Source organism: Halomonas sp. R57-5, assembly GCF_900070345.1.
Taxonomy (GTDB): domain Bacteria; phylum Pseudomonadota; class Gammaproteobacteria; order Pseudomonadales; family Halomonadaceae; genus Vreelandella; species Vreelandella ventosae_B.
This window is the reverse complement of sequence record NZ_LN813019.1, coordinates 621,718-648,145: the sequence shown is the minus strand read 5'-3', so window position 1 is coordinate 648,145 and position 26,428 is coordinate 621,718. Positions and strand designations below refer to the sequence as shown.

The 26,428-nt window shown below is 56.5% G+C and carries 25 protein-coding genes; 16 read left to right on the top strand and 9 right to left on the bottom strand.

The features are described from left to right. The first annotated feature begins 125 nt into the window (after positions 1–125). The 3 genes from gabT (at position 126) to HALO_RS02915 (ending at position 2,654) form a co-directional block, all read left to right on the top strand. Positions 126–1,418: a 4-aminobutyrate--2-oxoglutarate transaminase gene (gene gabT / locus HALO_RS02925; protein WP_050713011.1), complete on the top strand. Its 1,293-nt coding sequence runs from the start codon at positions 126–128 to the stop codon at positions 1,416–1,418. A 37-nt stretch (positions 1,419–1,455) separates the two neighbouring features. Beyond that, a complete protein-coding gene (locus HALO_RS02920; protein WP_051912773.1) occupies positions 1,456–2,100 on the top strand; it encodes a hypothetical protein in 645 nt (214 codons plus the stop codon). A 65-nt stretch (positions 2,101–2,165) separates the two neighbouring features. Further along, positions 2,166–2,654 (top strand): Lrp/AsnC family transcriptional regulator, encoded by a 489-nt coding sequence (locus HALO_RS02915; RefSeq protein WP_035581182.1) that lies wholly within the window; start codon positions 2,166–2,168, stop codon positions 2,652–2,654. 15 nt (positions 2,655–2,669) lie between these two features. Here HALO_RS02915 and HALO_RS02910 read toward each other — a convergent pair whose 3' ends face one another. Beyond that, complete coding sequence (locus tag HALO_RS02910; protein WP_050713009.1) at positions 2,670–3,563, bottom strand: LysR substrate-binding domain-containing protein; 894 nt, start codon at positions 3,561–3,563, stop codon at positions 2,670–2,672. A gap of 184 nt (positions 3,564–3,747) precedes the next feature. Between HALO_RS02910 and HALO_RS02905 the strand changes: the two genes are divergently transcribed. Further along, positions 3,748–4,083 (top strand): hypothetical protein, encoded by a 336-nt coding sequence (locus tag HALO_RS02905; RefSeq protein WP_035581187.1) that lies wholly within the window; start codon positions 3,748–3,750, stop codon positions 4,081–4,083. 86 nt (positions 4,084–4,169) lie between these two features. Here HALO_RS02905 and HALO_RS02900 read toward each other — a convergent pair whose 3' ends face one another. Next, positions 4,170–6,305 (bottom strand): PhoX family protein, encoded by a 2,136-nt coding sequence (locus HALO_RS02900; protein WP_050713008.1) that lies wholly within the window; start codon positions 6,303–6,305, stop codon positions 4,170–4,172. Between the two features lie 199 nt (positions 6,306–6,504). On the opposite strand from HALO_RS02900, the gene hemP reads away from it, so the two are divergent. The 4 genes from hemP to HALO_RS02885 all read left to right on the top strand — a co-directional run bounded on the left by hemP (position 6,505) and on the right by HALO_RS02885 (position 8,556). After that, positions 6,505–6,690 carry a hemin uptake protein HemP gene (gene hemP / locus HALO_RS02895; protein WP_035581192.1) on the top strand — a complete coding sequence of 62 codons (186 nt, stop codon included), beginning with the start codon at positions 6,505–6,507 and terminating at the stop codon, positions 6,688–6,690. A 102-nt stretch (positions 6,691–6,792) separates the two neighbouring features. After that, positions 6,793–7,848, top strand: a complete 1,056-nt coding sequence (locus HALO_RS02890) for a ChuX/HutX family heme-like substrate-binding protein (protein WP_050713007.1) — start codon at positions 6,793–6,795, stop codon at positions 7,846–7,848. Beyond that, positions 7,845–8,021, top strand: a complete 177-nt coding sequence (locus HALO_RS23025; protein WP_157693151.1) for a hypothetical protein — start codon at positions 7,845–7,847, stop codon at positions 8,019–8,021. The genes HALO_RS02890 and HALO_RS23025 overlap by 4 nt, the downstream gene beginning before the upstream one ends. Before the next feature lie 154 nt (positions 8,022–8,175). Next, on the top strand, positions 8,176–8,556 hold the full coding sequence (locus tag HALO_RS02885) for a YbaN family protein (protein ID WP_035581196.1): 381 nt from the start codon (positions 8,176–8,178) through the stop codon (positions 8,554–8,556). Positions 8,557–8,592: 36 nt separating this feature from the next. On the opposite strand, the gene HALO_RS02880 is transcribed toward HALO_RS02885, so the two are convergent. The 3 genes from HALO_RS02880 to HALO_RS02870 are packed head-to-tail and all read right to left on the bottom strand — an operon-like array spanning position 8,593 to position 11,512. Continuing rightward, complete coding sequence (locus tag HALO_RS02880) at positions 8,593–9,858, bottom strand: hydroxymethylglutaryl-CoA reductase, degradative (RefSeq protein ID WP_035581198.1); 1,266 nt, start codon at positions 9,856–9,858, stop codon at positions 8,593–8,595. A gap of 56 nt (positions 9,859–9,914) precedes the next feature. Then, positions 9,915–11,276 carry a tripartite tricarboxylate transporter permease gene (locus HALO_RS02875; RefSeq protein WP_050713006.1) on the bottom strand — a complete coding sequence of 454 codons (1,362 nt, stop codon included), beginning with the start codon at positions 11,274–11,276 and terminating at the stop codon, positions 9,915–9,917. A gap of 2 nt (positions 11,277–11,278) precedes the next feature. Further along, positions 11,279–11,512, bottom strand: a complete 234-nt coding sequence (locus HALO_RS02870) for a hypothetical protein (RefSeq protein WP_081899100.1) — start codon at positions 11,510–11,512, stop codon at positions 11,279–11,281. A 162-nt stretch (positions 11,513–11,674) separates the two neighbouring features. Here HALO_RS02870 and HALO_RS02865 point away from each other — a divergent pair, with 162 nt between their 5' ends. Next, entirely contained in the window at positions 11,675–13,045 is a 1,371-nt protein-coding gene (locus HALO_RS02865) for an aminotransferase-like domain-containing protein (protein WP_050713005.1), read from the top strand. Positions 13,046–13,099: 54 nt separating this feature from the next. Here HALO_RS02865 and HALO_RS02860 read toward each other — a convergent pair whose 3' ends face one another. Continuing rightward, positions 13,100–13,606: an Lrp/AsnC family transcriptional regulator gene (locus HALO_RS02860; protein ID WP_092490809.1), complete on the bottom strand. Its 507-nt coding sequence runs from the start codon at positions 13,604–13,606 to the stop codon at positions 13,100–13,102. A 203-nt stretch (positions 13,607–13,809) separates the two neighbouring features. Here HALO_RS02860 and HALO_RS02855 point away from each other — a divergent pair, with 203 nt between their 5' ends. From HALO_RS02855 to mgtE, 3 genes are all read left to right on the top strand, one after another. Continuing rightward, on the top strand, positions 13,810–14,826 hold the full coding sequence (locus HALO_RS02855; protein WP_035581208.1) for a 1-aminocyclopropane-1-carboxylate deaminase: 1,017 nt from the start codon (positions 13,810–13,812) through the stop codon (positions 14,824–14,826). Positions 14,827–14,955: 129 nt separating this feature from the next. Continuing rightward, positions 14,956–15,297 carry a DUF6482 family protein gene (locus HALO_RS02850; protein ID WP_035581211.1) on the top strand — a complete coding sequence of 114 codons (342 nt, stop codon included), beginning with the start codon at positions 14,956–14,958 and terminating at the stop codon, positions 15,295–15,297. A 68-nt stretch (positions 15,298–15,365) separates the two neighbouring features. Further along, the gene (gene mgtE, locus HALO_RS02845) at positions 15,366–16,721 is read left to right on the top strand and encodes a magnesium transporter (RefSeq protein WP_035581214.1); all 1,356 of its coding nucleotides are present in this window, start codon (positions 15,366–15,368) and stop codon (positions 16,719–16,721) included. A 265-nt stretch (positions 16,722–16,986) separates the two neighbouring features. Here the strand turns inward: mgtE and HALO_RS02840 are convergent, their stop codons facing one another. The 3 genes from HALO_RS02840 to HALO_RS02830 are packed head-to-tail and all read right to left on the bottom strand — an operon-like array spanning position 16,987 to position 19,893. Next, positions 16,987–17,541, bottom strand: coding sequence for a PaaI family thioesterase (locus HALO_RS02840; RefSeq protein ID WP_035581217.1), 555 nt, complete (start codon positions 17,539–17,541; stop codon positions 16,987–16,989). A gap of 51 nt (positions 17,542–17,592) precedes the next feature. Then, positions 17,593–18,378, bottom strand: a complete 786-nt coding sequence (locus HALO_RS02835) for an SDR family NAD(P)-dependent oxidoreductase (RefSeq protein WP_035581219.1) — start codon at positions 18,376–18,378, stop codon at positions 17,593–17,595. Between the two features lie 15 nt (positions 18,379–18,393). Beyond that, complete coding sequence (locus tag HALO_RS02830; protein ID WP_035581223.1) at positions 18,394–19,893, bottom strand: efflux transporter outer membrane subunit; 1,500 nt, start codon at positions 19,891–19,893, stop codon at positions 18,394–18,396. A 90-nt stretch (positions 19,894–19,983) separates the two neighbouring features. On the opposite strand from HALO_RS02830, the gene HALO_RS02825 reads away from it, so the two are divergent. The 4 genes from HALO_RS02825 to lpdA all read left to right on the top strand — a co-directional run bounded on the left by HALO_RS02825 (position 19,984) and on the right by lpdA (position 26,427). Then, entirely contained in the window at positions 19,984–20,601 is a 618-nt protein-coding gene (locus HALO_RS02825; RefSeq protein ID WP_035581226.1) for a TetR/AcrR family transcriptional regulator, read from the top strand. Between the two features lie 80 nt (positions 20,602–20,681). Next, positions 20,682–21,818 (top strand): efflux RND transporter periplasmic adaptor subunit, encoded by a 1,137-nt coding sequence (locus HALO_RS02820; protein ID WP_035581229.1) that lies wholly within the window; start codon positions 20,682–20,684, stop codon positions 21,816–21,818. Continuing rightward, positions 21,815–24,868: an efflux RND transporter permease subunit gene (locus tag HALO_RS02815; RefSeq protein ID WP_035581233.1), complete on the top strand. Its 3,054-nt coding sequence runs from the start codon at positions 21,815–21,817 to the stop codon at positions 24,866–24,868. The genes HALO_RS02820 and HALO_RS02815 overlap by 4 nt, the downstream gene beginning before the upstream one ends. Before the next feature lie 53 nt (positions 24,869–24,921). After that, complete coding sequence (gene lpdA, locus HALO_RS02810; RefSeq protein ID WP_092490808.1) at positions 24,922–26,427, top strand: dihydrolipoyl dehydrogenase; 1,506 nt, start codon at positions 24,922–24,924, stop codon at positions 26,425–26,427. Position 26,428: the final 1 nt, after the last annotated feature.

Below are 26,428 nucleotides of genomic sequence, written 5' to 3'. Positions count from 1 at the left end.
CTAACAGCGGTAAGCTCAAAAACGTATGGGTGKTGGCGTTCGCTCTCCACGTTCTAAAGACAGCGCCAACACACCACAACATGACCATAGTGACTATATCGCGACAATGTTTAAGGAGCCCGCAGATGAATACCGATGCCCMCCCTTCTCACTCAATGCTACGCCAGCGGGAGCAGTGCATTCCCCGCGGTGTGGTCAATGCCCATCCTATTGTCATTTCCCATGCTCGCGGTAGCGAAGTCTTCGACGCGGATGGCCAACGCTATCTGGATTTTGTCGGCGGGATCGGCGTACTCAACGTAGGCCACAATCACCCCCGCGTCGTTGCTGCGGTTCAGGCCCAAGTGGAACGTATTTCCCACATGAGTTTCCAGGTGGCGGCCTACCCAGGCTATATAAAACTGGCTAGCCAGCTGGCTCAGTTGGTCGGTGGTGACAACGCCTACCAAAGCGTGCTCTTTACCTCCGGCGCTGAAGCAGTGGAAAACGCCATCAAAATTGCCCGTTCCCACACGGGACGCCCCAACGTGATTGCCTTTCGCGGTGGCTTTCATGGACGCACGCTGCTGGGCACCACGCTAACCGGCATGAGCCAGCCCTATCGGCAAAACTTTGGCCCTTTTGCCCCCGCTATTCACCACGTTAGCTACCCGGATGCGCTGCGGGGTGTTAGCAGTGAGGATGTGCTTGCCGAGCTGGATACGCTGTTCGCCACTGAAGTCGTCCCCGACCAGGTTGCCGCTATCCTGATTGAGCCCGTTCAGGGTGATGGCGGTTTTCTTCCTGCCCCAGTCGCGTTTATGCAGGCGCTTCGCGCTTTAACCGAACGCCACGGCATCGTGCTGATCGCCGATGAGATTCAGACCGGCTTCGGGCGCACGGGCAAGATGTTTGGCTTTGAACACAGCAATATTCAGCCTGACCTTGTCACTGTTGCTAAAAGCCTGGGCGGAGGCTTGCCGATTTCAGGCGTGGTTGGGCGCACTGAGATCATGCAAGCTCCCGCGCCGGGTGGGCTCGGCGGCACCTATGGGGGCAGCGCGCTGAGCTGCGCGGCAGCACTGGCGGTGCTAGATATTTTTGCAGACGAGCAACTGCTTGAGCGTGGTATCGCCATGGGAAAACGCCTGGAAACAGGGCTGCGTCGGCTGCAAGCCAAACATCCTGTGATTGCCGAGGTACGTGGGCAAGGCCCGATGCTTGCTATCGAGCTTCTCAAGGGCCCACGGGTAACACCTGAAGACGCTGCGCTAGTGCAACAGGTCATTGATCACTGTCGTGAAGCGGGTTTGCTGGTGATTAAGTGCGGTGTATACCGCAATGTGATCCGCTTTCTGGCACCGCTGACTACCAGCGACCAGCAAACCGACGAAGCACTAGAGATTTTGGACGACGCGCTATCCAACGCCACGCACTAATGCTTGTTAATCGCCAACGCCGGGAGAGCAGGACATCATGCCATTGACTGACTATACGACGCTATGCATGGATGCCCATGGCGTGCTGATTGATCGGGATAGAGACATTGTGCGGGGCCTAACGCCACTGTTAGCGATGCTGCCCAACCCGCCACCACAGGAGCAGGTATTAGCAGACTATGTGCATGCGCTGCACGAGTTGACGGATGAGCAGATGGGCGCCGTTTCTGCCCACTGCACGGTCTATCGCGCCCTGGCGAGCAGTTGGGGGCTGGAGGCAGATTGGCAACAAGGAATTGAATTCGCCAGTTCGCTGGGCTTTGGATCGCTTTATGAAGATGCCCCTGGCGCTATCCACTACCTGCGCAAGTTCTATCAGCTCAGAGTAGTCACTTCCCTGAATGAGCAGGAGTTCTTTGCTTTTAATCAGCGCATTGGCCTTTCCGGTAGTGAGCGGCTCACCACCGGCAGCTTTGTGGCCGCGCGTGCCAAGCTGCGGGAGATGGAGGCGGATAGCCAGGTTCTGCTCTTAACGGCTGGCCCCCCATCAGTGAATAGCCGAGGCGGGCACTGCCGTATCACGCGCAGTGCCAAAGCCGAGCAGCCCCAAACGCAGTCATTTATCTCGCTAAGTGATTTTATTTATCAACACCAGCTTGCTCTACGCGGAGAATTGCTTTAGACAAAGGTATTAGTCAAAAACCGCGGGGCGACTTCCACCGCCCCCTAATAAGTAAAGGACTTTACATGGTGGCTAGCGTTCGTCTTGATCGTATCGACATAAATATTCTTGTTCAGCTTCAAGCAGATGGACGGATGACCAACGTCCATTTGGCCGATGCTGTCGGGCTATCGCCCAGCCCCTGCCTACAGCGAGTCAAGCGACTAGAAGCCGCTGGCTATATCACTTCGTTTCAAGCCCGACTCAATCTATCGAAAATGATGGAAAGCGTTACCGTCTTTACGGAGGTCACCCTGTCGGATCACCACCGGGAAGATTTTCTACGCTTTGAACAAAAAATTCGTCAGGTTGATGAAGTCATGGAGTGCCATCTCATCAGCGGTGGCTATGACTATTTACTGCGTTTTATCACCCGCAGTATTGCCCATTATCAACGCGTGATGGAGGCACTTATCGAGGACGAAATTGGCATTGAAAAGTACTTCAGCTATATCGTTATCAAGACGCCCATCAATAAAGAGCAGCTTCCGCTTCGCACCTTAATGGAGGGTTAGCACAGAGAAAAATGCTCACTTCTCCCGAAACGCCTCGACCACCCGCTCAGCCAGCACCTCACTGGCGTCGCCACTACCCACACGCTTGACGAGAGATACCTGATAGTCACCCAACGGCGGTAGTGAATCATTACTTAGTCGTTTGAGCGGCGGGCGGATCAAGCTTTTAGGGAAAGCCGTCACGGCCAAATCGGCCTGCATGGCCGCTTCCTGCCCGGCACAGTGGTCGCAGGAGTAAGCGATTCGGTAAGCAATCCCTGCTTGATCAAGGGCATTAAGGGTAATTCTGCGCCACGCACACCCCTGCTGGGCCAGGGTCACAGGCAGTGGCGTTCGCTGCACGGCAACGCCATCCTCACGGCCCGCCCACACTAGCGGTTCGCTGTGGACGATCTCTCCCCGCGTCGCCTGACCAGGCCCTCCAGCCATCMCCAGGGCAAGATCAAGCTCCCCCTCGTCCAACCTGGCAAGCAGGTCTTTGCTGCGTCCCACCTCGACATCGACCTGCACCGCCGGGTGCGAGCGGGCAAACTGGGCGAGTACCGTGGGTAAAATACGCCCTACCACGTCATCCGTTATCCCCAGCCCTACACGCCCCTCTATGGTAGGGGCTAAAAACTGGGTCACGGCTTCCGCATTGAGTTTCAGTAGCCGCCGCCCATAACCCAGCAGCACTTCCCCCTCAGCAGTCAGGCGTACGTGCCGCGCCTCGCGGACAAACAGCGTCTGGCCGAGGATCTCTTCCAGGCGTTTGATCTGCATACTCAGCGCGGAAGGGGTGCGAAATAGCTGCTGGGCGGCGCGGGTGAAGCTGCCACTTTCGGCAATGGTCACAAAGGTGCGCAGCACCTCGCTATCCAGTAGCGGCAAGACGGCCCGGCTGGGAGCTATGCTAGAGAGTTGATTCATCACACCCACCTTTCAGAAAAATTTAACTCACAGTGTAGTTCTTTTCGTTTGATTGATCCAAGGTAAAGCGCCAAGCTGATAACCAGAGGTCGCGACCCTCCACTTATTAATCACAAAACACACCTGCCGAAAGGGTGCTCATGCGCCGTTTAGCCAACTGCAGGCGTGGAAATGGAGGTGCGCGATGAAGTGTGAAAACCCTATCCAACATGCCCATAACGCCTGGGAAAAAGCCAGCCAATTGGCGCCGCCGCCCAAGCCGCCACAATTGCAGTTTTACATGCCTGCCATGCCGTCAATGCGGATGATTCGAGCGCTCGATATGCGCTGGTGGCGTTACCGGCGCCGGCGACTATTTCGCCGCCATATCTTGCCGCTACTCGCTTACGACGATCAGGTACTACGGGATATTGGCCATTGCCGCGAAGATATTCTCTGGGCCAACCAGTTGCCATTAAAGGTCGATGCCCTTCAGGCGTTAAAGACCCGGCAGAAAACAGGCCATGTACTTCAAAGCTAACACCAAAAAAGCGTCGAACCTGGAGGGGTTCGACGCTTGTATCGACTTGCTACTGAGTATTTAAGCCTGGTGTTAAAGCCTGGCTTTTAGACGCCTATCGGCCCACCATCACGCTTTTGAATCACCACGGTTGATGCCCGAGGGCGTACTTGGCCGCTGGCCGCAACGGTGGCGTCTTGGGTCAGCGCGCCACCGTCGGCGGGCCAGTTACCGGGGTGCTGAATGTTAATAAACAGGGCGGTTTTATCCGGTGTGGCAAATATACCCGTCACTTCACAGCCGTTCGGCCCCACCGCAAAGCGCTTAAGTTGCTGCTGGTTGCTGCTGTTAATGACCGGGCCGGTTCCCTGGATGTCGTCTAGCCCATTAGGTACCACGGCAAGCAGCTGGTCGTTGGTGTACTCGGTTACCCCATCATAACCGTTATCGGTCTGGATCCAGAGGATACCCTGACCGTCTTCTCGCTCGTCGAACCAGAGTCCGTCGGGGCTGGCGAACTGATTCATTTCTGTCAGGCCTGAGTGGTTATCCGCATCGTCAGCGGCGGCGCCAAACACAAACACTTCCCAAGTAAAGGCGTTGGGCAACCGGCTTTCGCGCCAGCGGATAATGTGCCCAGCCTCGTTATTGGCACGTGGATTAGCCGCATTAGTGGGTGCCAAGTCGTAACCTACCCCCACCTGCTCCAAGCTATCACCACCGTTGGTATAGGTCGGTGCTGTTTCTTCACCTGTGCGTTGCGTGTTGTTGGTTAAGGTGAGGTAAACATCCCCCGAAGCCGGATCAACGGTCGCCCATTCGGGACGATCCATCGGCGTGGCGCCCATTAAGTCTGCCGCGTCGCAGGTATTGATAATCACACCGGCTAAATCATCCTCAGCCAGGCCTAAGGCCGCTGCCAGCGTTCGGCCGTCCTGTGTGTGCGCAGCAGGTGTCAGCGGCAGCCACTCACCACTGCCATCGGCGTGGAAACGGGCCACAWAGAGGGTGCCGTTATCCAAATACTTGCTGCCGATGGCAAGACGGTCATAGTGCTCACCGGGACGATTGGCGTCGGCGGGATCCCAAGCGGCATCGGAGACGTATTTATATACGTACTCGTTGCGGGAATCGTGCCCCGAGTAGTAAACCACTGGCTGACCGGCTTCCAGCTTGCCTAACCAGCACCCTTCATGGCGGAAACGCCCAAGTGCCGTACGCTTAACCGCAAGGGCATCGCTGTAAGGATCGACTTCTACCTGATAGCCGAAGGTACGCGCTTCGTTACGGTAGTCATCCTCGGCGCGCTCGCCGCGGGGGGTAATATCGAAGCGGGCAAACTCATCGTTCTGCTCTGAAGCGTCCCCCGCCGAGGTTTCCCAGGCATAGCGGCCGCGTTCAGTGGGAATGCCGATGCGCGCGTCGTCCTGGAAGCGCTCGCCAGTATGAACAAAGATGTTTGGCCAGTTCTCTTCGCAGGCAATATAGGTGCCCCAGGGCGTTACCCCATTGCCACAGTTGTTATTAGTACCGCGGGTTTGAGCACCTGCTGGGGAAAAGCGCGTCTTGACGTAATCACTGCTCGCCACAGGCCCAGCCAAATCCATCACCGTTGCGCTTGTCAAACGGCGGTTATAGCGCGACCCCGACACATGCGCCCAGTGGCCGTTGGCGTCTTTTTCAACCTCAACCATAGTAACGCCATGAGCATTGATTTCGGTGCGCGACTCCTCCGCCGGGCGCTGCCCCTCATCCGCATTGGTGGGGCCGCCTTGAGGCGCCCATAGCGCTGCCTGGTCGATATATTCGTTGTTGAGTGCCAGCACAAAACGACGCGAGGCATTGTCAGCATCCAGGGCAAAACCGGCCATACCGTCGTGGTGCATGCCCACACTAGAGGCTTGACGCTCGGCGGTCATTGGCTGGTCAGACTGCCAACTTTCGCCAGCGCTTAACGGCGTTCCCCAGGGCACCAAGACTTGGGCCATGTAACCTTCCGGCACCACCACAGCATCAGTGAGTGACCCATGAATCGCCTCAAACGCCAGCGTCAGGGGTGTTTTTTGCGCGCCGCTTGAGGCAAGCGCTTGAGCAGCACCGCCAAAGCTAAGCATTGAGGCAGCCGCCATGCTCAAACCACCGCGCATCACGTCACGCCGTGACACATGGCGCGCCAATACTTCGGCAAAAGGTTGGTTGCCGCTGTGGTTAAACAGGCGATGGTCTTCGATCTCTTTACTCATTATGGTCTCCCCCTGATCGTTTGTAGGCCAACGATTGAACGTTAGGAGACACTAAAGAAGCTAAATGACAACACGATGACGGCGTGGCTGCATTTAGATGAAGAACGCTGGGCTAGACGCCCCAAATCCTATTGAGAGATACCGGCAACTCTGCTAAATTAACGCTAATAGTTATCATTAACACAGGAGTTATCCTCTCATGCAGCTAGCCGATAAGGGCACTCGCCAGGGGGATACGTCCCAGAGGGATACATCGGCCTCAGCGCCCCGCGAAGTAGATAGCAAAGAATTGCTTGGTAGCTCAGGCCAACTGGTGATTCACCATGAACAGCGCCGCTATGTGTTGCGCCGCACTAAAAGCGGCAAGCTAATCCTCAACGCTTAAAGCTGTTAACACTTCAGGCCCTGATTAATTTAAAGATTTATACAGCAAAGCCAGCCAGGTAGCCCATCGCACCCAGCCAGTGAACCATAAAAGAGGTGCGTCATGRCTCCCTCCCAACAGATCGCCATTATCGAAGCCCTTGACGCGGCGCGCGCCGCTAAGCCACGCCTTCCTGCCATTGAGATTGCCGAACGCTTAGCGATCAGTGAAGGTGAACTCCAAGCCGCTCGCTTGGGCCGCGATGTATGGACGCTGCCGCTCACGCCCAACGAGCTTGCCGCCTACCTGCCCCAGTTGGGGCGGGTGAAGGCGTTGACCCGCTCCCGGCTGGCCGTGCTGGAACAGACCGGCGATTACCCTGAACTCAGCGGCGGGCCGCAAACTGGCCTGCTGCTCGACCCCGGCGGCCTGGATCTACGTTTGCTCTACACCCACTGGCACTGGGCCTGCTTGATCCGCGACCCTCTACCTTCCAGCAACGCAGAAGAGCCGCAGTGGCGCTGGAGCCTGCAGATATTTAACCAGCATGGCTGCGCCGTGCATAAATGCTTTGCTCTGGAAAACCCGCTGCCGCGCCCTTGGGGCGCACTGGCAGCCTTGGGAACGCGGGACACGCCGGCATTTACCCAGAGCATGCCCCGTCTCAAGCGCCCACTCCCCGAAGTCCCCTCCCTTGCTAGTGAGTGGGGTGCGATGCGCGATGTACACCAGTTCTTTGCGCTCCTCCAGCGCCATCACCTGGAGCGCATTGAGGCCAACCAGTTAATGGAGGGTCGCTTTACCCGTGCGCTGCCTGTGCACTCACTGGAAACGGTGCTTGAGCAGGCCAGCCATCGGGCTCTGCCGTTGATGCTGTTTGTCGCCAGTCCCGGCTGCGTGCAGATCCGTACCGGCATACTGCCCGCTCCGCAACGCGCCCGCGGCTGGCTGAACCTGTTTGGCGAGCAGTTCACCCTGCACCTTGATGACACCGCTATCGACCAAGTGTGGCAAGTCAGCAAACCCAACCGCGACGGCGGCGTGACCAGCATTGAGGCCTTCGATGCCCAAGGCTCGCTGGTACTACAGCTTTATGCAGAGCGCCAGGAAGGCCGCGCTGAGCGCCGAGAGTGGCGGCAGTTGCTGGATGAACTCGGCAAACAAGAGGCGGTGGCATGAAAGCAACCCGCCTGATACGACGCTCGCTGGCAGCACTGCTGGTTGGATGGCTGACCAGAGGGGCCGCATTGGCCAGCGATCGCTTGGGGGGCGATATCGCCGAAATCCTGGCCGCTGGACACGCTGGCCCCAAGGGGGTGTTTGAGCAGCTAGCGGCCACCGGTGCAACATAGAGATTATCAGCGCCCCACCGACCCTGGCGCCTTAATGGCGATCTAAGGTCACCTTCATGCTAGGTCACCACTGCTGACGGCGCGCCTCGATGTGTTCATACTTAATCCATGGAGTACGTTGTCATTTGCACAGGTCGCCAATTTAGGAGCAGGAATGAGACTGATCCGCCTCATGTGGGTGGTGCTGGCAGGGGTAAGTTTTAGCATCGGTGTACTGGGCATTTTTCTGCCTCTGCTGCCCACCACTGTGTTTATGCTGATGGCGGTTTACTGCGCCTCCAAAGGCTCGCCACGCTTTGAGGCCTGGATCCGCTCCCGCCACTATGTCGGGCCACTGCTGGTTACCTGGGAGCAGGAGCGCGCCATCCCCCGCCGCGCCAAGCTGGCAGCCGTTAGCATGATCGCATTGAGTGCACTGATCACCGGCTGGTCACTCGGCCCCGGCTGGCAACGCTGGGGAGTGATCGCTCTGCTGGTGCTGATTGCACTGTGGCTGGCTACCCGGCCAGAGCCTTCTTCTTCCTCTGCAGAGTAGCGTTCTGGCATGCTCACACTGCATATTCAAGCCGCTTTATTCGGGTTTAGACCGTAGCTTGGCCAACGCCGCCTGCGCTATATCAACACGCACACTCCCTTGCTTCACTAATTCGTCGGCGACCAACGCCACCTCCGCCCCTACCGCTCCTGCCATTAGGGCGATATTTTTAGCATGCAGCGCCATATGCCCCTTTTGAATACCGATGGTAGCCAACGCTTTTAACGCTGCAAAGTTCTGCGCTAGCCCAACGGCGACAATGATACGGGCTAAACGATCAGCGCTGTTGACGCCTAAAATTTCAAGACACCGTCGTGCAGTGGGGTGCGCTCTCGTCGCGCCGCCGATTAATCCTACTGGCATGGGCATCTCAAGGGTGCCGGTTAGATTACCATCATGATCCGCTTCCCAATGGGTAAGTGACCGATAGCGCCCGGTACGTGCAGCATATGCATGAGCACCGGCTTCTACCGCACGGGTATCATTTCCCGTCGCTAACACCACCGCACTCACGCCGTTCATCACCCCTTTATTATGAGTAGCTGCCCGATAGGGATCTAAGTCTGCAAAGCGGTAAGCCGCCAATATTCCGTCCCGCACCGACTCCCCGCCTATTTGGTCAAGATGCCAGGTCGCTCTGACTCTTGCTAAACGACGATCAGCCAGATTAGACAGAATTCGCAAACGACTCTCGCCTCCCGACCACTCAGCTAACGACGGAGCTACCGCTTCAGCCATCGAGTTCACCGCATTTGCGCCCATGGCATCACGCACATCCACTAGCAGATGCACAATGACCATATCCTCAAGTACACGCACCTCTATATCCTGGAAACCACCGCCGTGCTCTAACAGCACGGGGTCTGTCGCGTCACAAATACGCTTAATCTCTTCGCGGGCTTCTAATAAACGCAGCCGGGCAAAGTCAGGATTAGCGACGCCTAGTAGCTGAACCTGAGCAATCATAATCGGGGATGAGGTATCCGTATAAAAGCCGCCTGACGCACGACACTGTCGCGCCGCATTACATACAGCAGCCACCACGGACGACTCTTCGGTTGCCATAGGCACCAGCGGCTCTTCACCATCAATCATTAAATTAGTGGCAACGCCAATCGGTATGTTTAAAGTGCCGATAACATTCTCGATCATGCTATCGGCTGTTTCTGCTGGCAGGTTACCGGTGTCTGCCAAGTGGGCTTCCCCTTCAGCATCTAAGCCACTTAAAGCGGCCACTTTACGCAATCGCTCGCGTGGTGATAGTTGGTAAAATCCTGGAATCCGCGATGAATTTATTGTCATAACCGTTACCTAAAATGAATAAACTATTGGTGTAGCGTCACTTAAAAAGGAAGTGTTCAAGCCAACCAGCCCATTAGCCAAGGGGCGGCATAAAGAGTCATAAACTGCACCCCATAGTTCACGCCCCAGCGGTTTAACAGCCCCGCCACAAGCGCTAACACCGCGACACCTAAAATGCCCATCACACCTGCATCCATATAAGCCAACAGCACGACCAGCGAGAAGAACATCGCCAGGAAGGCCTCATGAGGAATACGCTGAAAAACAAACACACAAATGTGCCGGGCATAGCGAACAGCGATGGGATACGTAATCAACAGCGCCACGCCTGCGCCCAAAATGCTGGCAACAGCGATTTCACCAAAGCTCATTAGGTGGTGGGCATTCTGTTCCAACGTAAGTACTGGCGGCGCATTAAAGAAGGCGTTACCTGGCCCAATCGCCATGGGGCTCATGGGGATGCCTAACGCTGCCAGGGGAATCAGAATGCCTGCGATATAAGCGGCATTGGTGACCGCATCCATTGAAGAAAGCGCACGACTGGCTTTTTCAACGGTACCCTTCACCCAACTGGACATTACTTCGCCCAGGAAAATGGTGATTCCAACCGGGCTCATAAAGAAAGTGACCGAACCGAGCACCGAGCTGGCGGTTGCTGAAACAGCTTCTTGGCGGGTCAAAATTCGAAAAGGGTTAGGGAAGCGGCTCTTGTCATCMCTATCATCGGCCGCATAGATTTTGATTGTTTTAGGTTCACCGGTAGCCATTTTTTGTCGCTCTTCACGCACGGTTAGCTGTGCCAAATTGAAGATCATTGGGCCTATCGTGATACCCAGAAAGAACGAGATGAAGACAACCTGACCCTCAGGGATAACACCCATCCCCCAGTAGAAGTGCCGTAAGGCCTGAATCAGCGCAGCCAAAATCACGATACTGATCAAGCTGATCACTTTTTCACGGCTCATCAGCGCTAAAAATACCGCCCCGACAAAAAATATCTGGCTAGCATACTGACTTAGCACATCCGCCAGCGGCGTTAGCAGGAAAGCCAATAGCAGACTCACGGGAATGGCAACAAGCGTGCCGATCACCGAGCCCGACGCCATTTTGCGAATGGCCAACGTGGCGTGACCTTCACGCTTTAGTATCATTGCGTGCTCAACCATGGGGGCCGACATCACCCCTCCGGGTATCCCCGCCACTGAAACGGGTATTGAGTCGGTAAGCTTTTTGGCTACGATGGCAGCCATAAAGAAAGCCAATACCACTGGCAAGGGAACACCTGCCACCACCAACGCTAACGTCACCGGGGCAAGTACGGCGGTCTCATCGGTACCTGGCGCCACTCCAATCGCGGTATAAACCACCACACCGATTAAGGCAGCCATTAACATCTGCAGAAGTAATAGAGCGTCCATGGTTACGCCTCCCCATCAGTGTCGAGGCGTCGTTTCGGGCGTAAACAAACCGTATTAATAACAAACCCCAGCAGTGCGCCGCATAAGCCCACTATTAGAGGCATTGGCGCTGGCCCAGGGGTAAGAATGAAACCACCTAGTGTGAGAGGAGTGGAAATTACTAAGGCGAGCAGCAGGTCTCTGCCGGTCACCGTATCGTCCCAAACCGTTAGGTAAGAAGTTGTTTTATTTGGCATGCCTATTCTCCGCGGAGATCATTATTAGTGTTGTATACCCAAGTAGGCTGGCCCTAGCTTGTGGAAAGACAAGGCGCTGAGTAAGGTACAGTGATGCGAAGTGTATGAAGTACTGTACCTATAAAATAACAGGTACAGTTCCACCGCCATTGAGAGATATTCATGTCAAAATCTCGTCAGGTCGCCACCGCTCTGCTCAAAGCCATTGACGAAGGTCGCCTCTCGCCTGGTACCCGAGTGGCTTCCATCAGAGAAGCCGCTAAACAATTCGGTGTATCGAAAAATACCGTGATTGATGCCTACGACCAATTAGTTGCACTTGGTCATTTGAGCGCTCGCCAGGGCGCAGGCTTTTTTGTTTCGCGCCCCCGGCCAACGCCTATTAATGAGCCTACGCACGACCTTTCAGAGGCGGTGGATAGCGTGTCACTGCTGCGGGAGCAGTTAGTCGGGAATTTTGCAGTGCGCGTGGGCGATGGTAGGGCTCCGGCAAGCTGGATGGGCGGCACTGAACTGACGCGTCTGGTAAGGCGCAGAACTGGTTTACCCGATGAAATGAGCGACGTCGAATACGGCATGCCCCAGGGATACTCACCACTGCGCGAGAGCTTAGCCATGACATTGGCTGGGCGCTCTATCCATGCATCACAGGATCAAGTCATGATGACCTTTGGTGCTAATCATGCCTTCGACTTAATCATTCGCCACTTAGTAGCCGCAGGAGAGAGTGTTCTGGTTGAAACACCGGGCTACTACCCACTGTTTGGAAAGCTTCGTCTCGCTAAAGCGAAACTGGTGGGCGTTCCACGCACGACCGATGGCCCCGACCTAGAAGAGTTTGAGAGAAAAGCCAAGCAGTACCGACCTAGGCTTTTTTTCTTGCAACCCAATGCCCACAACCCTACTGGTAGCACCATGTCGCTGAGTAATATGCATCGCCTGCTAAAGCTCGCCGACCACTATGGTGTCACCCTAGTGGAAGATGATGTTTTCGCTGACATACTGCCCAAAGGCAGCGCTCATCTTGCTGCGCTTGATGGGTTAGAAAGGGTTATTTACGTAGGCACTTTTTCCAAAACGCTCTCCACCGGTTTGCGCTGTGGCTATATCGCAGGAGCCAGATCCATCATTCGCGCCCTGGTCGATATTAAGATGCTCACTGTCGTAAACACTTCAACCTTCAATGAGATGATCGTGCATGAGCTATTAGCCAGAGGCCGCTACCGCCGCCACCTCGCACAACTGCGCGAGAGAGTGGCTAAAGCGAGTGCTACGGCGGTAAGAGTGTTGGGACAAATAGGTGTTCATGATGTGATTGGGCCCGGCGGTGGCTACTATCTATGGGCCAAATTGCCTACCCATATCAATACCACTGAGCTAGCCAAGCGCGCCTCTGAAAAAGGCATCTTTATTGCGCCAGGCKCCATTTTTTCACTGCGCCCCGACAGCACTGATGCCAATTCAATGCGCATTAATATTGCCCATGCCAACGACCACCGGTTTTTGGAGTTCATCAGTAGGGCTGTTAAATAAGTAGCATCGCTGTAAGCCCAACCCTTTACCTATGTTCAACACTTTCTTTCATAGCTAAACCAGCACCTTATGGGTCGAGACCACCTGTCGCAGCCCCATAAATGAGCGGATCTGGCGCACGCCGGGTAGATAGAGCAGTTGTTCGGCGTGCAGCCTGTTGAAGCTTTGGCTGTCCCGGGTACGTACCAACATGAAGTAGTCAAACTCCCCGGTGACGACATGACACTCCATACAGCCTGACACTTTCTGGGCCGCCTCTTCAAAGGCGGCGAAGGATTCCGGCGTCGAGCGATCCAGCACCACGCCAATCAACACCACCATCCCCGCCTGCAGCTGCTCCGGGTCTAAATGCGCCACCACCCTGCTGATTACCCCATCCCGCTTGAGCCTTTCCACCCTGCGTAAGCACGCCGCCGGGCTCAAGTTCACCTGCTCTGCCAGTGCCACATTGGAGAGTGTGGCATCGTCCTGAAGCAGTTTCAGAATACGCCGATCTGTTCGGTCTAGCTCAGCCGTCTGATCATCAGGCTCAGGGCGTGATCGGGAGGKTTTTGTGCGCACTATTATTTACCTTATTGACCAATAAACACCACTTAAACCCATATATATCATTTTTCACCATCTTTTATTGCCTAAAACCAACTAACTTTGCAACACAAAAAAAATAGCTAACACTTACTATAAATAGCAGAGCTCACGCCAATTGTTCACAACAACCTTAGCCGCCCTATATCGCATCCAATGTTTTAAAGCTGGAGATTGCTATGAACCTCGAACGCTTCCCACGTTACCCACTCACCTTTGGCCCCTCTCCGATTACGCCGCTCAAGCGGCTAAGCGAACATTTAGGCGGTGAAGTAGAGCTCTACGCCAAGCGCGAAGACTGCAACAGCGGCCTGGCCTTTGGTGGCAATAAGACCCGCAAGCTGGAGTACTTGATTCCTGAAGCGCTGGAAAAAGGCTGCGATACGCTGGTATCGATTGGCGGTATTCAATCCAACCAGACCCGCCAAGTTGCCGCGGTGGCCGCTCACCTGGGCATGCAGTGCGTGCTGGTGCAGGAGAACTGGGTCAACTACTCCGACGCGGTGTATGACCGCGTGGGCAATATCGAGATGTCACGCATCATGGGCGCCGATGTGCGCTTGGATGACGCGGGGTTCGACATCGGCATTCGCCCCAGTTGGGAGCAGGCCATGGAGGATGTTCGCCAGCGAGGCGGTAAGCCATTCCCGATTCCCGCTGGCTGCTCCGAGCACCCTTACGGCGGCTTGGGCTTCGTGGGCTTTGCTGAAGAGGTGCGGCAGCAGGAGAAAGAGCTAGGCTTCACGTTTGACTATATCGTGGTGTGCTCGGTCACCGGCAGCACCCAGGCGGGCATGGTGGTGGGGTTTGCCGCCGATGGCCGTGCCCAGCGAGTGATTGGCATTGACGCCTCTGCCAAGCCTGAGCAAACCCGTGAACAGATCCTGCGCATCGCGCGCAATACGGCTGAGTTGGTGGAATTGGAAGGCGGCATTAGCGATGACGATGTCATTTTGGATACCCGCTACGGCGGCCCCGAGTACGGCCTGCCCAACGAAGGCACGCTAGAAGCCATTCGCCTCTGTGCCCGTCTGGAGGGTGTGCTTACCGACCCGGTTTACGAAGGTAAATCCATGCACGGCATGATCGACATGGTGCGCAACGGCGAATTCCCGCCCGGCTCCAAAGTACTCTACGCCCACCTAGGCGGCGTACCTGCGTTAAATGCCTATAGTTTCCTGTTTAGAAATGGATAAGGAATAAAATACCTGCCTCAAACCGTCTGATACAGCGCCTCAATGACGCCGATCAGGCGGTTACTGCTGTACAAATAATGCACACCCTTTAGTCTTGGCGTATAAGATGTTCACTCATGAGGATACGCCATGTCTTCAACGCTTCCCGCCCACCTCACCCTTGACGAACTTGCCCAGTACCCAGCGCCGCTGCCCGAGGTTGAGGTACATGGGCTCGATAGGGGCTCGTACATCGTGCGCCTGCATCAGGGTAACGCCATCAGCGTGCTTACCGACCAGAATGGCGAGACGCAACGCTTTACCGGTACGCAGTGGATTGGCCGCACGCTGGCGCCGTTGGGTTTCACCCACGGCACGCTCACCTGGGCCGACGCCGATGATGAGATGATTGGCACCGACGTACCGCCCGTTTCTGCCCAGCAGCGCATGGCCTATGGTGTTCGCGTGGCGTTCAACCATACCTGTCTATAACATTCATAAAGCGAGCCGCCAGGAGTTTGCACTTCTTTAATATTTAGCTTCCAACAAGGACGGACTCTATGCGCGATGATGAAAAGTACACCAATTCCGAAGAGCAGCTMCTCCACCTTCAAAACCTGCTAGATGACCCAGACACAACGGCACTAAAAGCGTATTTCTCTGAACTCGATATTTTAGACATCGCGCGAACGCTGGAGTCCTTCCCGGCTAAAACGCGAGATTTCCTTTGGGAGTATGTTCCCGACGACTTTATCGGCGAGGTTCTCGCCGAAGTTGACGAAGACATCCGCGCTGACTACATCGAAGACTTATCGGCCAGCGATGTAGAAGAAATTGTTAAAGGCTTGGATGCTCAAGAAGTTGCTGAAGTTTTAGATGTTGCTGATGAAGCCATAAAAACCAGCGTCTACGCTAGCCTAGAGCAAGAGATCCGCGCTCAGGTTGAGAATCTTCACGCCTATGAAGATGACGTGGTTGGCCGTTACATGGATCCCGAGACAGTCAATGTAAAACAGGGCGTGTCGTTAGAGGCCGTACAGCGCTATATCCGCATCCACCATCTGCTCGACGATGAGTCGCAGCAGATCATGATTACGGATAAAGACAAACGCTTACTCGGCACTTTGACCCTGATTGATTTAATCAAGCAACCACAAGATGCGATGGTTGATGATTACATGAATGACTTTTTTACCCTAAATGATCAAATGAAAGTCAGTGATGCAGCGGCGTTATTGCGCTCTAAAGAGCTACACTTTGTGCCCGTGTGCGATAGCGATGGGTTATTAGTGGGCCAGCTAAACGCCGCCGACGTACTTGAAATCACCCAAGACGACGCTGACATGACGTTAAAGCATATGTCCGGCGTCAGTAATGAAGAGGAAGTCTTCACGCCCGTTTTACGCAGTGCGAAAAGTCGCGGCATTTGGCTGGGTATTAATCTGTTAACGGCTTTTTTAGCCGCCTTCGTTATTGGTCAATTCGAGGCTGCATTGGATCAAATTGTGGCGTTGGCCATTTTGATGCCGGTGGTGGCGAGCATGGGGGGTATTGCGGGTAGTCAAACCCTCACCGTGGTTATACGCGGTCTGGCGCTGGGCCAACTGGCGGGCAACAACATCCGCTGGCTGTATAACAAAGAGATGTGGGTGGGTATGAGTAACGGCTTGGTTTGGGCATTAGTGGTCGGCTTGATTTCCCATATCTGGTTTGGCGACGCCATGATCACGCTGGTGATCACCCTGGCCATCTTTATCAATATGAGTCTCGCCAACTTATCCGGCGTACTCATCCCCATGGTGTTGAAAAAGCTGCAGATCGACCCCGCGTTATCCGGTGCGGTTATTTTGACGACCGTGACCGATGTGGTCGGCTTTTTATCATTCCTTGGGCTCGCGACGCTGATTATTCTGTAAACGCTCTCCTGGCGAACACTGCAACATTAATAGGGCGTCACCTGCGCTTGACGTAAAAGCACCTACATCACACCAGCAGCGTAGTTAACCTTGCCTTAAGCACTGAGATTTTATCGACTATGCGTTCTATTGATGGGCAGGAGAGGCTTACTTTGCTTTTGAGCAAAAAATGCAATAAGCGAAGACAATGACTTGCCGATCCTCGGCACAAGGTTCAGGCTCCGTCAAAGAGGGGTAAAGCAGGTGKGGCGCGCCAGCCCCTCTTCTACGCCCCCTGGTCGAACACCAGGCACGTTGTACTCGCGTGGGCATAGAGCTTACCGTCTGGCCCGATGAGCCTACCTTCCGCGGTCGCCACCTGGCGGCCGCCGTGAACCAATCGGCCTTCAGCACGAACTAGCGGCACCGCATCGGTGAGTGCACGGACGAGATTGAGCTTCAATTCCAGGGTCGTGTAGGCCCTGCCCGGTGGCAATGTTGAATGCACGGCGCACCCCATGGCTGTATCGAGCATGGTTGCGAACCAGCCGCCATGCACCGTGCCCATCGGATTATAATGACTGAAACGTGGCTGCCCCTGGAACAGCGCGAATCCCGGCTCCACACGAAGCAGAGTGAAGTTCAGCGTGTTAGCCATGGGCGGCGGCGGGATCTCACCGGCTAGAAGCGCCTCGAATATCTGCAATCCGCTGCGCCCGGCGATCTGAGCAGGCGTCGCCACGCCGGGAACCGTCTGGATACGCTCTCGCACGGCCGTCTCTTCAGCCTGCCAGAGCGCAAGTATTTCTTCTGGACTGAGGGTGTCAATTGACGTTGTCATGGCATCACTCTCTTGAGTTATATATTTTTCTTGCGATAAAAGTGTGGAAGCTCACCCATTCATCGCACGTGATAAAAAAGCTTGGTGCAGCCGACGCGGCGTCGCCCAGGTAAGGATGACAAGGGCCTTGTTCGCCCAGCCTGGCACGACGCTGATACGCCCGGCCTGCAGGGCACGAATCCCGGCGCGCACCACAGGTGCAGGCTGCATCATCAGTTGCTTCAATACGGGCGTGACTTTCTGCTGCGCCGCAGTGGCAAAGCCGGTTTCCGCCATACCAGGGCAAAGTGTTGTCACCGTGACGCCTTCGCGATAAAGCTCGCGATGTAGCGCCTCGCCTAAACGCAATACATAGGCCTTGGCGGCAGCATAAACAGCGAAGTTCTCCACGCCCTGATAGGCCAGCAGGCTTGCCACCAACAATATCTTGCCATGCCCTCGTTTACTCATGTCTCGTGCAAAGACGTGAGTAATGGCAGTCAAGCTCGCCACGTCCAGTTGCACCATCGCCAGCGCCGCATCCAACGTGCTATCCACGAACGGGCCCTGCAATCCATGACCGGCGTTGTTGATTAGGATGTAGATCTCAATGCCCCGATCTTGAAGGCGCTGATGCAGCTGGGTAACCGCAGCAATGTCTGAGAGATCGACCTGCTCCGTCACCACCTCTATACCGTACTGGTGGCGCAGTGTCTCAGCGAGCGCTTGCAGCCGATCTAGCCGTCGCGCCACCAGTACCAGCGAGTGCCCCTGCTCGGCATATTGGCGGGCAAACTCCTCACCGAAACCGCTTGATGCCCCCGTGATGAGTACCCATGAAGTGTTTATTAAGACCATTTCGCTTACCTGTCATTAGTGGGTAGTAGAGAGGGCACCGTAGAGGCGGTCGTTGCTTGCGAGCGGTGCTTCCCACCCGCCTCCCAATGCCCTAAAAGAGGCAATGGCAGCACGCGCGGTTTCGGTTTGTGCCTGTGCTTTCATGTCGCTTATCTGCAGCAAGTTGGCGTCGGCATTGAGTACTTCGATCAGGCTAACGACACCACTTTCATAGGCGGCAAGTGAGTTTTCGCGGGCACGGGCGAGAGAGGATTCACCCCGCGCCAAAATGTCGACCTGGGCCTCGCGTTTAACAAGCGCGGAAAAGGCGTTTTCCACCTCTTCCGTTGCGCGCAACACGGCTAGACGGTAGGCGGCGAGTGCTTCTGCTTCCTGGCCGCGCGCGGCGGCAATTTGTGCCTCGACGCGACCAAAGTCGAACAGGCGCCAGCGAAGCCCGAGCACGCCTTGGGCTTGACGGGCATCGTTGGAGAAGAGGTTGCTGCTTGAGATCGTAGTGGCGCTGCCCAGCAGTGCCCCGAGCGAGAACTTGGGGTAGTACTCTGAAATCGCCATGCCAATGCGCGCATTAGCAGCAACGAGGCGCTGCTCGGCCACGATAAGATCTGGACGCCGCCGAATCATCTCGGCCGGCGTGCCGGTTTCTGCCAGGCCTGGAACCACCGGGATCGACGCCACCTGACTCACGTCGCTGCGGTAGGTTCCAGGCGGTACACCGAGAAGCACATCCAACGCATTCATCGCCGAGTCGAGGCCAGCCTCGAGAGCCGGAATCTGTGCTTCGACTTGAGCAAGCGCACCCTCGGCTTGGTTCACCTGAAGCTCGCTAGCCACCCCCTTCTCGTACTGGAATCTGATCGTGTCGAGCAGTTCACGACGGGTCTCAGCTTGCTGTTCAGCAATCTTGATACGCGTCTGCAAGCCCCGGATCGTGACGTATACGTCCGCCGTTTGGGCAGCGACGGCCAGCCGTGTCGCGGCGGCACCCGCTTCAGAGGCCACATACTCCGCGCGTGCCGCTTCCCGTCCTCGCCGCAGGCCACCAAACGCATCAGTTTCCCAGCCCACATCAAGGTTGGCCTCATAGGCGCTGCCCCAGTGGTCGAAGTCGGGCATGGAAGAAAGCACCTGCCCCAGCGGGGTCTCGACCGATTGATATACTTCAGCCCCCTGGGCGCTCACGTTAGCCGATGGCAGCAGCACTGCATCGGCTTGACGCAATGAGGCACGCGCTTGGGCGACACGGGCTGAGGCTTGTGCGATATCCAGGTTCTGCTCGAGAGCGAGGGTGACGAAACGCGCTAGCATGGGATCATCGAAGGCGGCCCACCAGGACTGAAGGTTTGCCTTGCTCTGAACCTCACGCTCTTCAACACCCTCCTGGCCAAGGAAACGAGGCGATAAGGCGGGCTCGGGTGAGCTATAGTCAGGGCCGACCGCACATCCCGTTAACAGGCTGGCCGTTAATAGACTGGCACTCACCAGAAAGGCGAGAGAGCGTGGGCGGGTGAGCATAAGCATCTCCGGAGAGTAAAATTGTTAAAGTGACTATAATCCATTATGGTCACAATCTGTCAAGCTAAAGAATACGAGGCAACACGACCGATGATTGAAACACCACCTTCCACACCACCGTCACGAGGCCCTGCCGAACACAGTGTTCGCGAACAGATCGTGGCGGCAGCCGAAGAGCACTTCAGCCACTACGGCTACGAGAAAACCACCGTCTCTGACTTAGCCAAATCGATTGGTTTTTCCAAGGCTTATATCTATAAGTTTTTCGATTCCAAACAGACCATTGGCGAAGCCATCTGCTCCAAAGTCTTGAGCGCAATTATTGAGGCGATCGAAGAAGCCGTGATGAACGCACCCACGCCAACGGAGAAATTTAGGAGGATGTTCAAGGCATTAGTAGATACCGGATCAAATCTTTTCTTCAATGATCGCAAGCTGTATGACATCGCCGCACACTCCGCAGGCGAAGGCTGGCCCTCTGCTCGCGGCTATGCGCAGCACATTAAACAGATGCTGTTGGAGATCATCCGCGAAGGACGCGAGAGCGGCGAATTCGAGCGAAAAACCCCGCTGGACGAGACAGTGCATTCAATCTTTCTAGTCATGCACCCCTATGTGAACCCTCTTCTCCTTCAACACAATTTAGATCTTGTCGAGGAGGGGCCAACCCAGCTTTCGAACCTGGTATTGCGTAGCTTGGCACCCTGAAGGACGAATTTACACATAGTGACTATTGACAACATTGGTCACTAGTTAGAACATAAGGCCTTCTATCCCTGGAGGTCGCCATGCTTCAGCGCCGTAATATTCATTCCTTAGTTTTCGCCGGTCTGCTGCCCTTCGCTCTGGCGGCTTGCAGTGACAACAGCTCTTTAAGCGACCCGCGCACGCAGACCCCCTATGTGCGGGTAGCGGAGGTGGAGGCCGATGGAAAGGCCGAGCGTTCATTTACCGGTACTGTTGCCGCACGGGTGCAGAGCGATCTCGGCTTTCGCGTACCGGGCAAGATACAGGAGCGTTTAGTCGATACGGGGCAGGCCGTCGAGCGCGGCCAGCCACTCATGCGCATCGATCCCACGGATCTGGAACTCGCCGCTCGCGCCCAGGAGGAGGCCGTGGCTGCCGCCAGGGCGCGCGCGCGTCAAACCACAGAGGACGAGGCGCGCTACCGCGACCTGGTCTCTCGAGGCGCGGTGTCAGCATCAGCTTACGACAGCGCCCGCGCAGCCGCCGAGACGGCTCGGGCGGATCTTACGGCGGCCGAGGCTCGCGCGGACGTTGCTCGCAATGAAACCGGATATGCGGTGCTTCTCGCCGATGCAGACGGGGTGGTCGTGGAAGCGCTGGCAGAACCCGGCCAGGTCGTTGCTGCCGGCCAACCCGTGGTGCGGGTGGCCCATGCAGGGCCCCGCGAGGCACTCATCGACCTCCCCGAAACGCTCCGCCCAGCGATCGGCTCCACTGGCCGTGCAAGCCTCTATGGCAACGGGCTCACGGGCGCTGCGACGCTTCGCCAGTTGTCGGATGCCGCCAATCCTCTGACGCGAACCTTCGAAGCCCGCTATGTACTGGAAGGTAATCTTGCCGATGCACCACTGGGCTCGACCGTTTCCGTCGGTATCGAGGTCGATCCTTCCGCTTCAGCGTTATTGCAGGTGCCGATAGGCGCCCTCTTCGATCCAGGTAAAGGGCCTGGCGTATGGCTGATCGAAGGGCTGACCGAAAGAGAAACGCCCCAGGTCACATGGCAGGCCGTGCAGGTGACTGGCCTCAGCGATGAAACCGCCTCGGTCGTTGGCGATCTTGAAACGGGCGATCGCATCGTGGCGCTCGGCGCGCACTTGCTGCATGAGGGCGAGCAGGTGCGGTTAGATGAGCGTGAGGTTATCACGGGCTTGGCCGCCAATCGCGGAGAGCAGCCATGAGTGCCTTCAACCTCTCTGCCCTCGCAGTACGCGAGCGCTCGGTCACCCTGTTTCTAATGGTGGTGATCTTCATTGCCGGCATTATGGCCTTCCTGACGCTGGGCCGGGCGGAGGATCCCGCTTTTACCATCAAGCAGATGACCGTGACCACGGCCTGGCCCGGTGCTACGGCCCAGGAAATGGAGGAACTGGTCGCCGAGCCGCTAGAAAAACGCATGCAGGAACTGGGCTGGTATGACCGTACCGAGACCTTTACGCGTCCGGGCCTGGCCTTCACCACGGTGTATCTGCTCGATAGCACGCCGCCCGACGAAGTCCCCGAGCAGTTCTATCAGGCACGTAAGAAAATTGGTGACGAGGCCCGTAGTCTGCCCAGTGGTGTCATTGGCCCTATGGTGAACGACGAATACGCCGATGTGACCTTTGCACTCTATGCGCTAAAGGCAGAGGGCGAGCCTCATCGGCATCTCATCCGCGAGGCTGAGAGCCTGCGCCAGCGCTTGCTTCACGTACCGGGCGTCAAGAAGGTAAATATCATCGGCGAGCAGTCCGAAAGGATCTTCGTCGAGTTCTCCCATGATCGTCTAGCCACGCTTGGCGTCTCCCCGCAAGCCCTCTTCGCGGCACTCAATGGGCGTAATGTCATGACGCCCGCCGGCTCGATTGACACCCAGGGCCCCCAGGTATTCATCCGGCTGGACGGGGCGATCGACGACCTTGAGGCGATTCGCAATACGCCCGTCGTCGCGCAGGGCCATACACTAAAGCTCGGCGACATCGCCGAGGTGAAGCGGGGCTACGAGGATCCCGCCACCTTCCTCATTCGCAACAACGGCGAACCCACCTTGCTGCTCGGTGTGGTCATGCGCGAGGGATGGAATGGCCTCAACCTCGGCGAGGCATTGGAGGAGGAGGCAGAGGCTATCAACGCCGATATGCCGCTTGGCATGAGTCTAACCAAGGTCACAGACCAGTCGGTTAATATCAGCTCGGCCGTCGACGAGTTCATGCTCAAGTTCTTCGCCGCCCTCGGCGTGGTGATGTTGGTCGGTTTCATCAGCATGGGATGGCGTGCCGGTATCGTGGTTTCGGCAGCAGTTCCCCTGACCCTGGCCGCCGTCTTTATCGTCATGGCAGCTTCCGGCATGGCCTTCGACCGCATCACTCTCGGCTCGTTGATTTTGGCACTGGGGCTCCTGGTCGACGATGCGATCATCGCCATCGAGATGATGGTGGTGAAAATGGAGGAAGGCTACGACCGTGTACGTGCCGCGGCTTATGCGTGGAGTCACACCGCCGCACCCATGCTCTCCGGCACCCTGGTGACGGCGATCGGCTTCATGCCGAACGGTTTTGCCAAGTCCACCGCCGGTGAGTACACCAGCAACATGTTCTGGATCGTCGGCATTGCGTTGATCACCTCGTGGATCGTCGCCGTCGTGTTTACACCCTACTTGGGGGTGAAGCTGCTACCGGATTTCAAGAAGCGCGAGGGCGGCCACGGGGCGATCTACGCGACACCGAACTACGAGCGTTTCCGCCGGTTGCTAGGCTCGGTGATCCGGCGCAAATGGCTAGTGGCGGCGTTCGTGGTCGGTGCTTTCATCCTCGCGATCGTAGGCATGGGCGTGGTCAACAAGCAGTTCTTTCCGACGTCTGACCGGCCCGAGGTGCTGATCGAAGTGCAGATGCCGTATGGCACCTCGATCGAGCAAACGAGTGAGGCGACCGCCAAAGTCGAGGCCTGGCTGGAGGAGCAAGAGGAAGCCAGCATCGTGACGTCCTACATCGGCCAGGGCGCGCCCCGCTTCTATCTCGCCATGTCGCCGGAGATGCCCGATCCCTCCTTCGCCAAGATCATCGTCCTGACGGATGACCAGTCGGCGCGTGAGGCGCTCAAGCATAGGCTGCGTCAGGCGGTGGCCGATGATCTGGCGCCGGAGGCGCGGGTGCGAGTGACCCAGTTGGTGTTCGGCCCACCTTCCCCCTTCCCCGTGGCCTTCCGCGTGATGGGGCCGGAGCCCGATGAGCTGCGCGACATCGCGGCCCAGGTGCGTGCCGTCATGCAGGCTTCTTCTAAGATGCGAACGGTCAATACCGATTGGGGCGAGCGCATACCCACACTGCGATTCTCGCTTGATCAGGATCGCCTGCAAAGCTTCGGCTTGACCTCCAGTGATGCAGCCCAGCAGCTACAGTTCCTGTTGAGTGGCATCCCCATTGCCGAGGTGCGTGAAGATATTCGTTCGGTGCAGGTGGTTGCGCGTTCGGCCGGCAGTACAAGACTTGATCCGAGCAAAATTCAAGATTTCACCCTGACAGGCGCATCCGGTCAGCGGATTCCGCTATCGCAGGTCGGCACGGTGGATGTCCATATGGAAGACCCCATTCTGCGCCGCATCGACCGCACGCCGACGATCACCGTACGTGGGGATATAGCGGAAGACTTGCAGCCGCCCGACGTGTCCAAAGCCATTTGGGAAGAACTTCAGCCGATCATCGCCGAACTACCGGCGGGCTACCGGATAGAGATGGGCGGTTCCATCGAGGAATCCGGCAAGGCCAATAGCGCCCTGCTACCGGTCTTCCCCATTATGATCGCGCTGACGCTGATCACGATCATCTTTCAGGTTCGCTCGATCTCAGCGATGACGATGGTGTTCGCCACCGCACCGCTGGGCCTCATCGGCGTGGTGCCTACCTTGCTGGTGTTCAACCAGCCATTCGGCATCAATGCGCTCGTCGGTCTGATTGCGTTGGCAGGCATCCTGATGCGCAACACTCTTATCCTGATTGGCCAGATTCACGACAATGCGAAGGCAGGACTCGCACCCTTTGACGCCGTGGTCGAGGCCACCGTGCAGCGTGCTCGTCCGGTCGTCCTGACCGCGCTCGCCGCCATTCTCGCGTTCATACCGCTCACCCAATCGGTGTTTTGGGGAACGCTGGCCTACACCCTGATCGGTGGCACCTTCGCCGGGACAATTCTGACGCTCATGTTCTTACCGGCGATGTATGCCATCTGGTTCAAGATCAAGCCGACCCGCTAAAAGGTCTAGGGCCTATTGACGTTTCACCGTGTCGTTATAAAGGGAGAGAAACCATGAATCATCGCGTTGAAGGGCAAGTCTCAACGATTAGCGMCGGCAGCGATAGCGTCGATATCGAGTGCGAGATGCTGGTTCTTGGCGCTGGGCCGGGCGGTTACTCCGCCGCCTTCCGCTCAGCTGACCTGGGCATGAAGACAGTCATCGTTGAGCGTTATGCCACGCTTGGTGGCGTCTGCCTGAACGTAGGCTGTATCCCATCCAAAGCGCTGCTGCACGTCGCCGAGATGATCGAAGAAACGACGTCTTCCAGTGATCTCGGCGTAACGTTTTCGGCGCCTCAAATAGATATCGACAAGCTGAAAGCACATAAGGAGAAGATCGTCAGCACGCTGGCCAACGGCCTCACCAGTATGGCCAAGGGTCGCCAGGTCGAGGTGGTTCGCGGCTACGGTCGTTTTCTCGATCCACACCACCTTAAGGTCGAGAGCACCGACGGAAAAGGCCAGAACAGAACCGGGCTCAAGAAAGTCATCAAGTTTCAGAAGTGCATCATCGCCGCTGGCTCTGCGGCGGTGCATTTGCCTTTCCTTTCTCACGACCCACGCATCGTCGACTCGACCGGTGCGCTCGAACTGCACTTCGTTCCTCAGAAAATGCTGGTTATTGGCGGCGGCATAATCGGTTTGGAAATGGCCACCGTCTACTCATCGCTGGGCGCCCAGGTAGRTGTTGTTGAGATGGCGGATGAATTGATGTCGGGCCCTGACCGCGATGCGGTCAGAGTTTGGGAAAGGCAGAACCTGCATCGCTTTGGCAAGATTATGCTGAAGACGAGGGTAGCCTCGACCGAAGCTAAAGACGATGGTCTTTACGTAACCTTCGAGGGTGAAAACGCCACCGCCGAAACATTGAAGTACGACATGATATTGCAAGCCGCAGGCCGCACCCCGAACGGTAACAAGGTCGCCGCCGACAAAGCGGGCGTCTTTGTCGATGATCAGGGCTTTATTCCGGTCGATTCCCAGATGCAAACCAACGTACCACACATCTTTGCAATTGGAGATATCGTTGGCCAGCCGATGCTGGCCCACAAAGCCATGCATGAGGCACATATAGCCGCCGAGGTGGCTACTGGCAAAAGAACCTTCTTCGATGCATTGGTTATCCCTGCTGTTTCCTATACCCACCCGGAAGTGGCATGGGTTGGTTACACGGAAGAGCAAGCGAAGAAGGAGGGAAGACACGTCAAAGTCGCCAAGTATCCATGGGCCGCTTCTGGCCGTGCAATTGCCAACGGGGCCGATTACGGCTTCACAAAACTGATATTCGATACCCATACGCATCGCATCATTGGCGGATCTATCGTTGGCCCATCGGCAGGCGACATGATCGGCGAGGTAGGCCTCGCCATTGAGATGGGCTGCGATGTTGTCGATATCGCCAGAACCATCCATCCACATCCAACGCTAGGTGAAACGATTGGCCTGGCGGCAGAAGTCGCTGATGGCACTTGCACAGACCTGCCGCCACAACGCAAGAAGTCAACAGGCTCTAGATAGA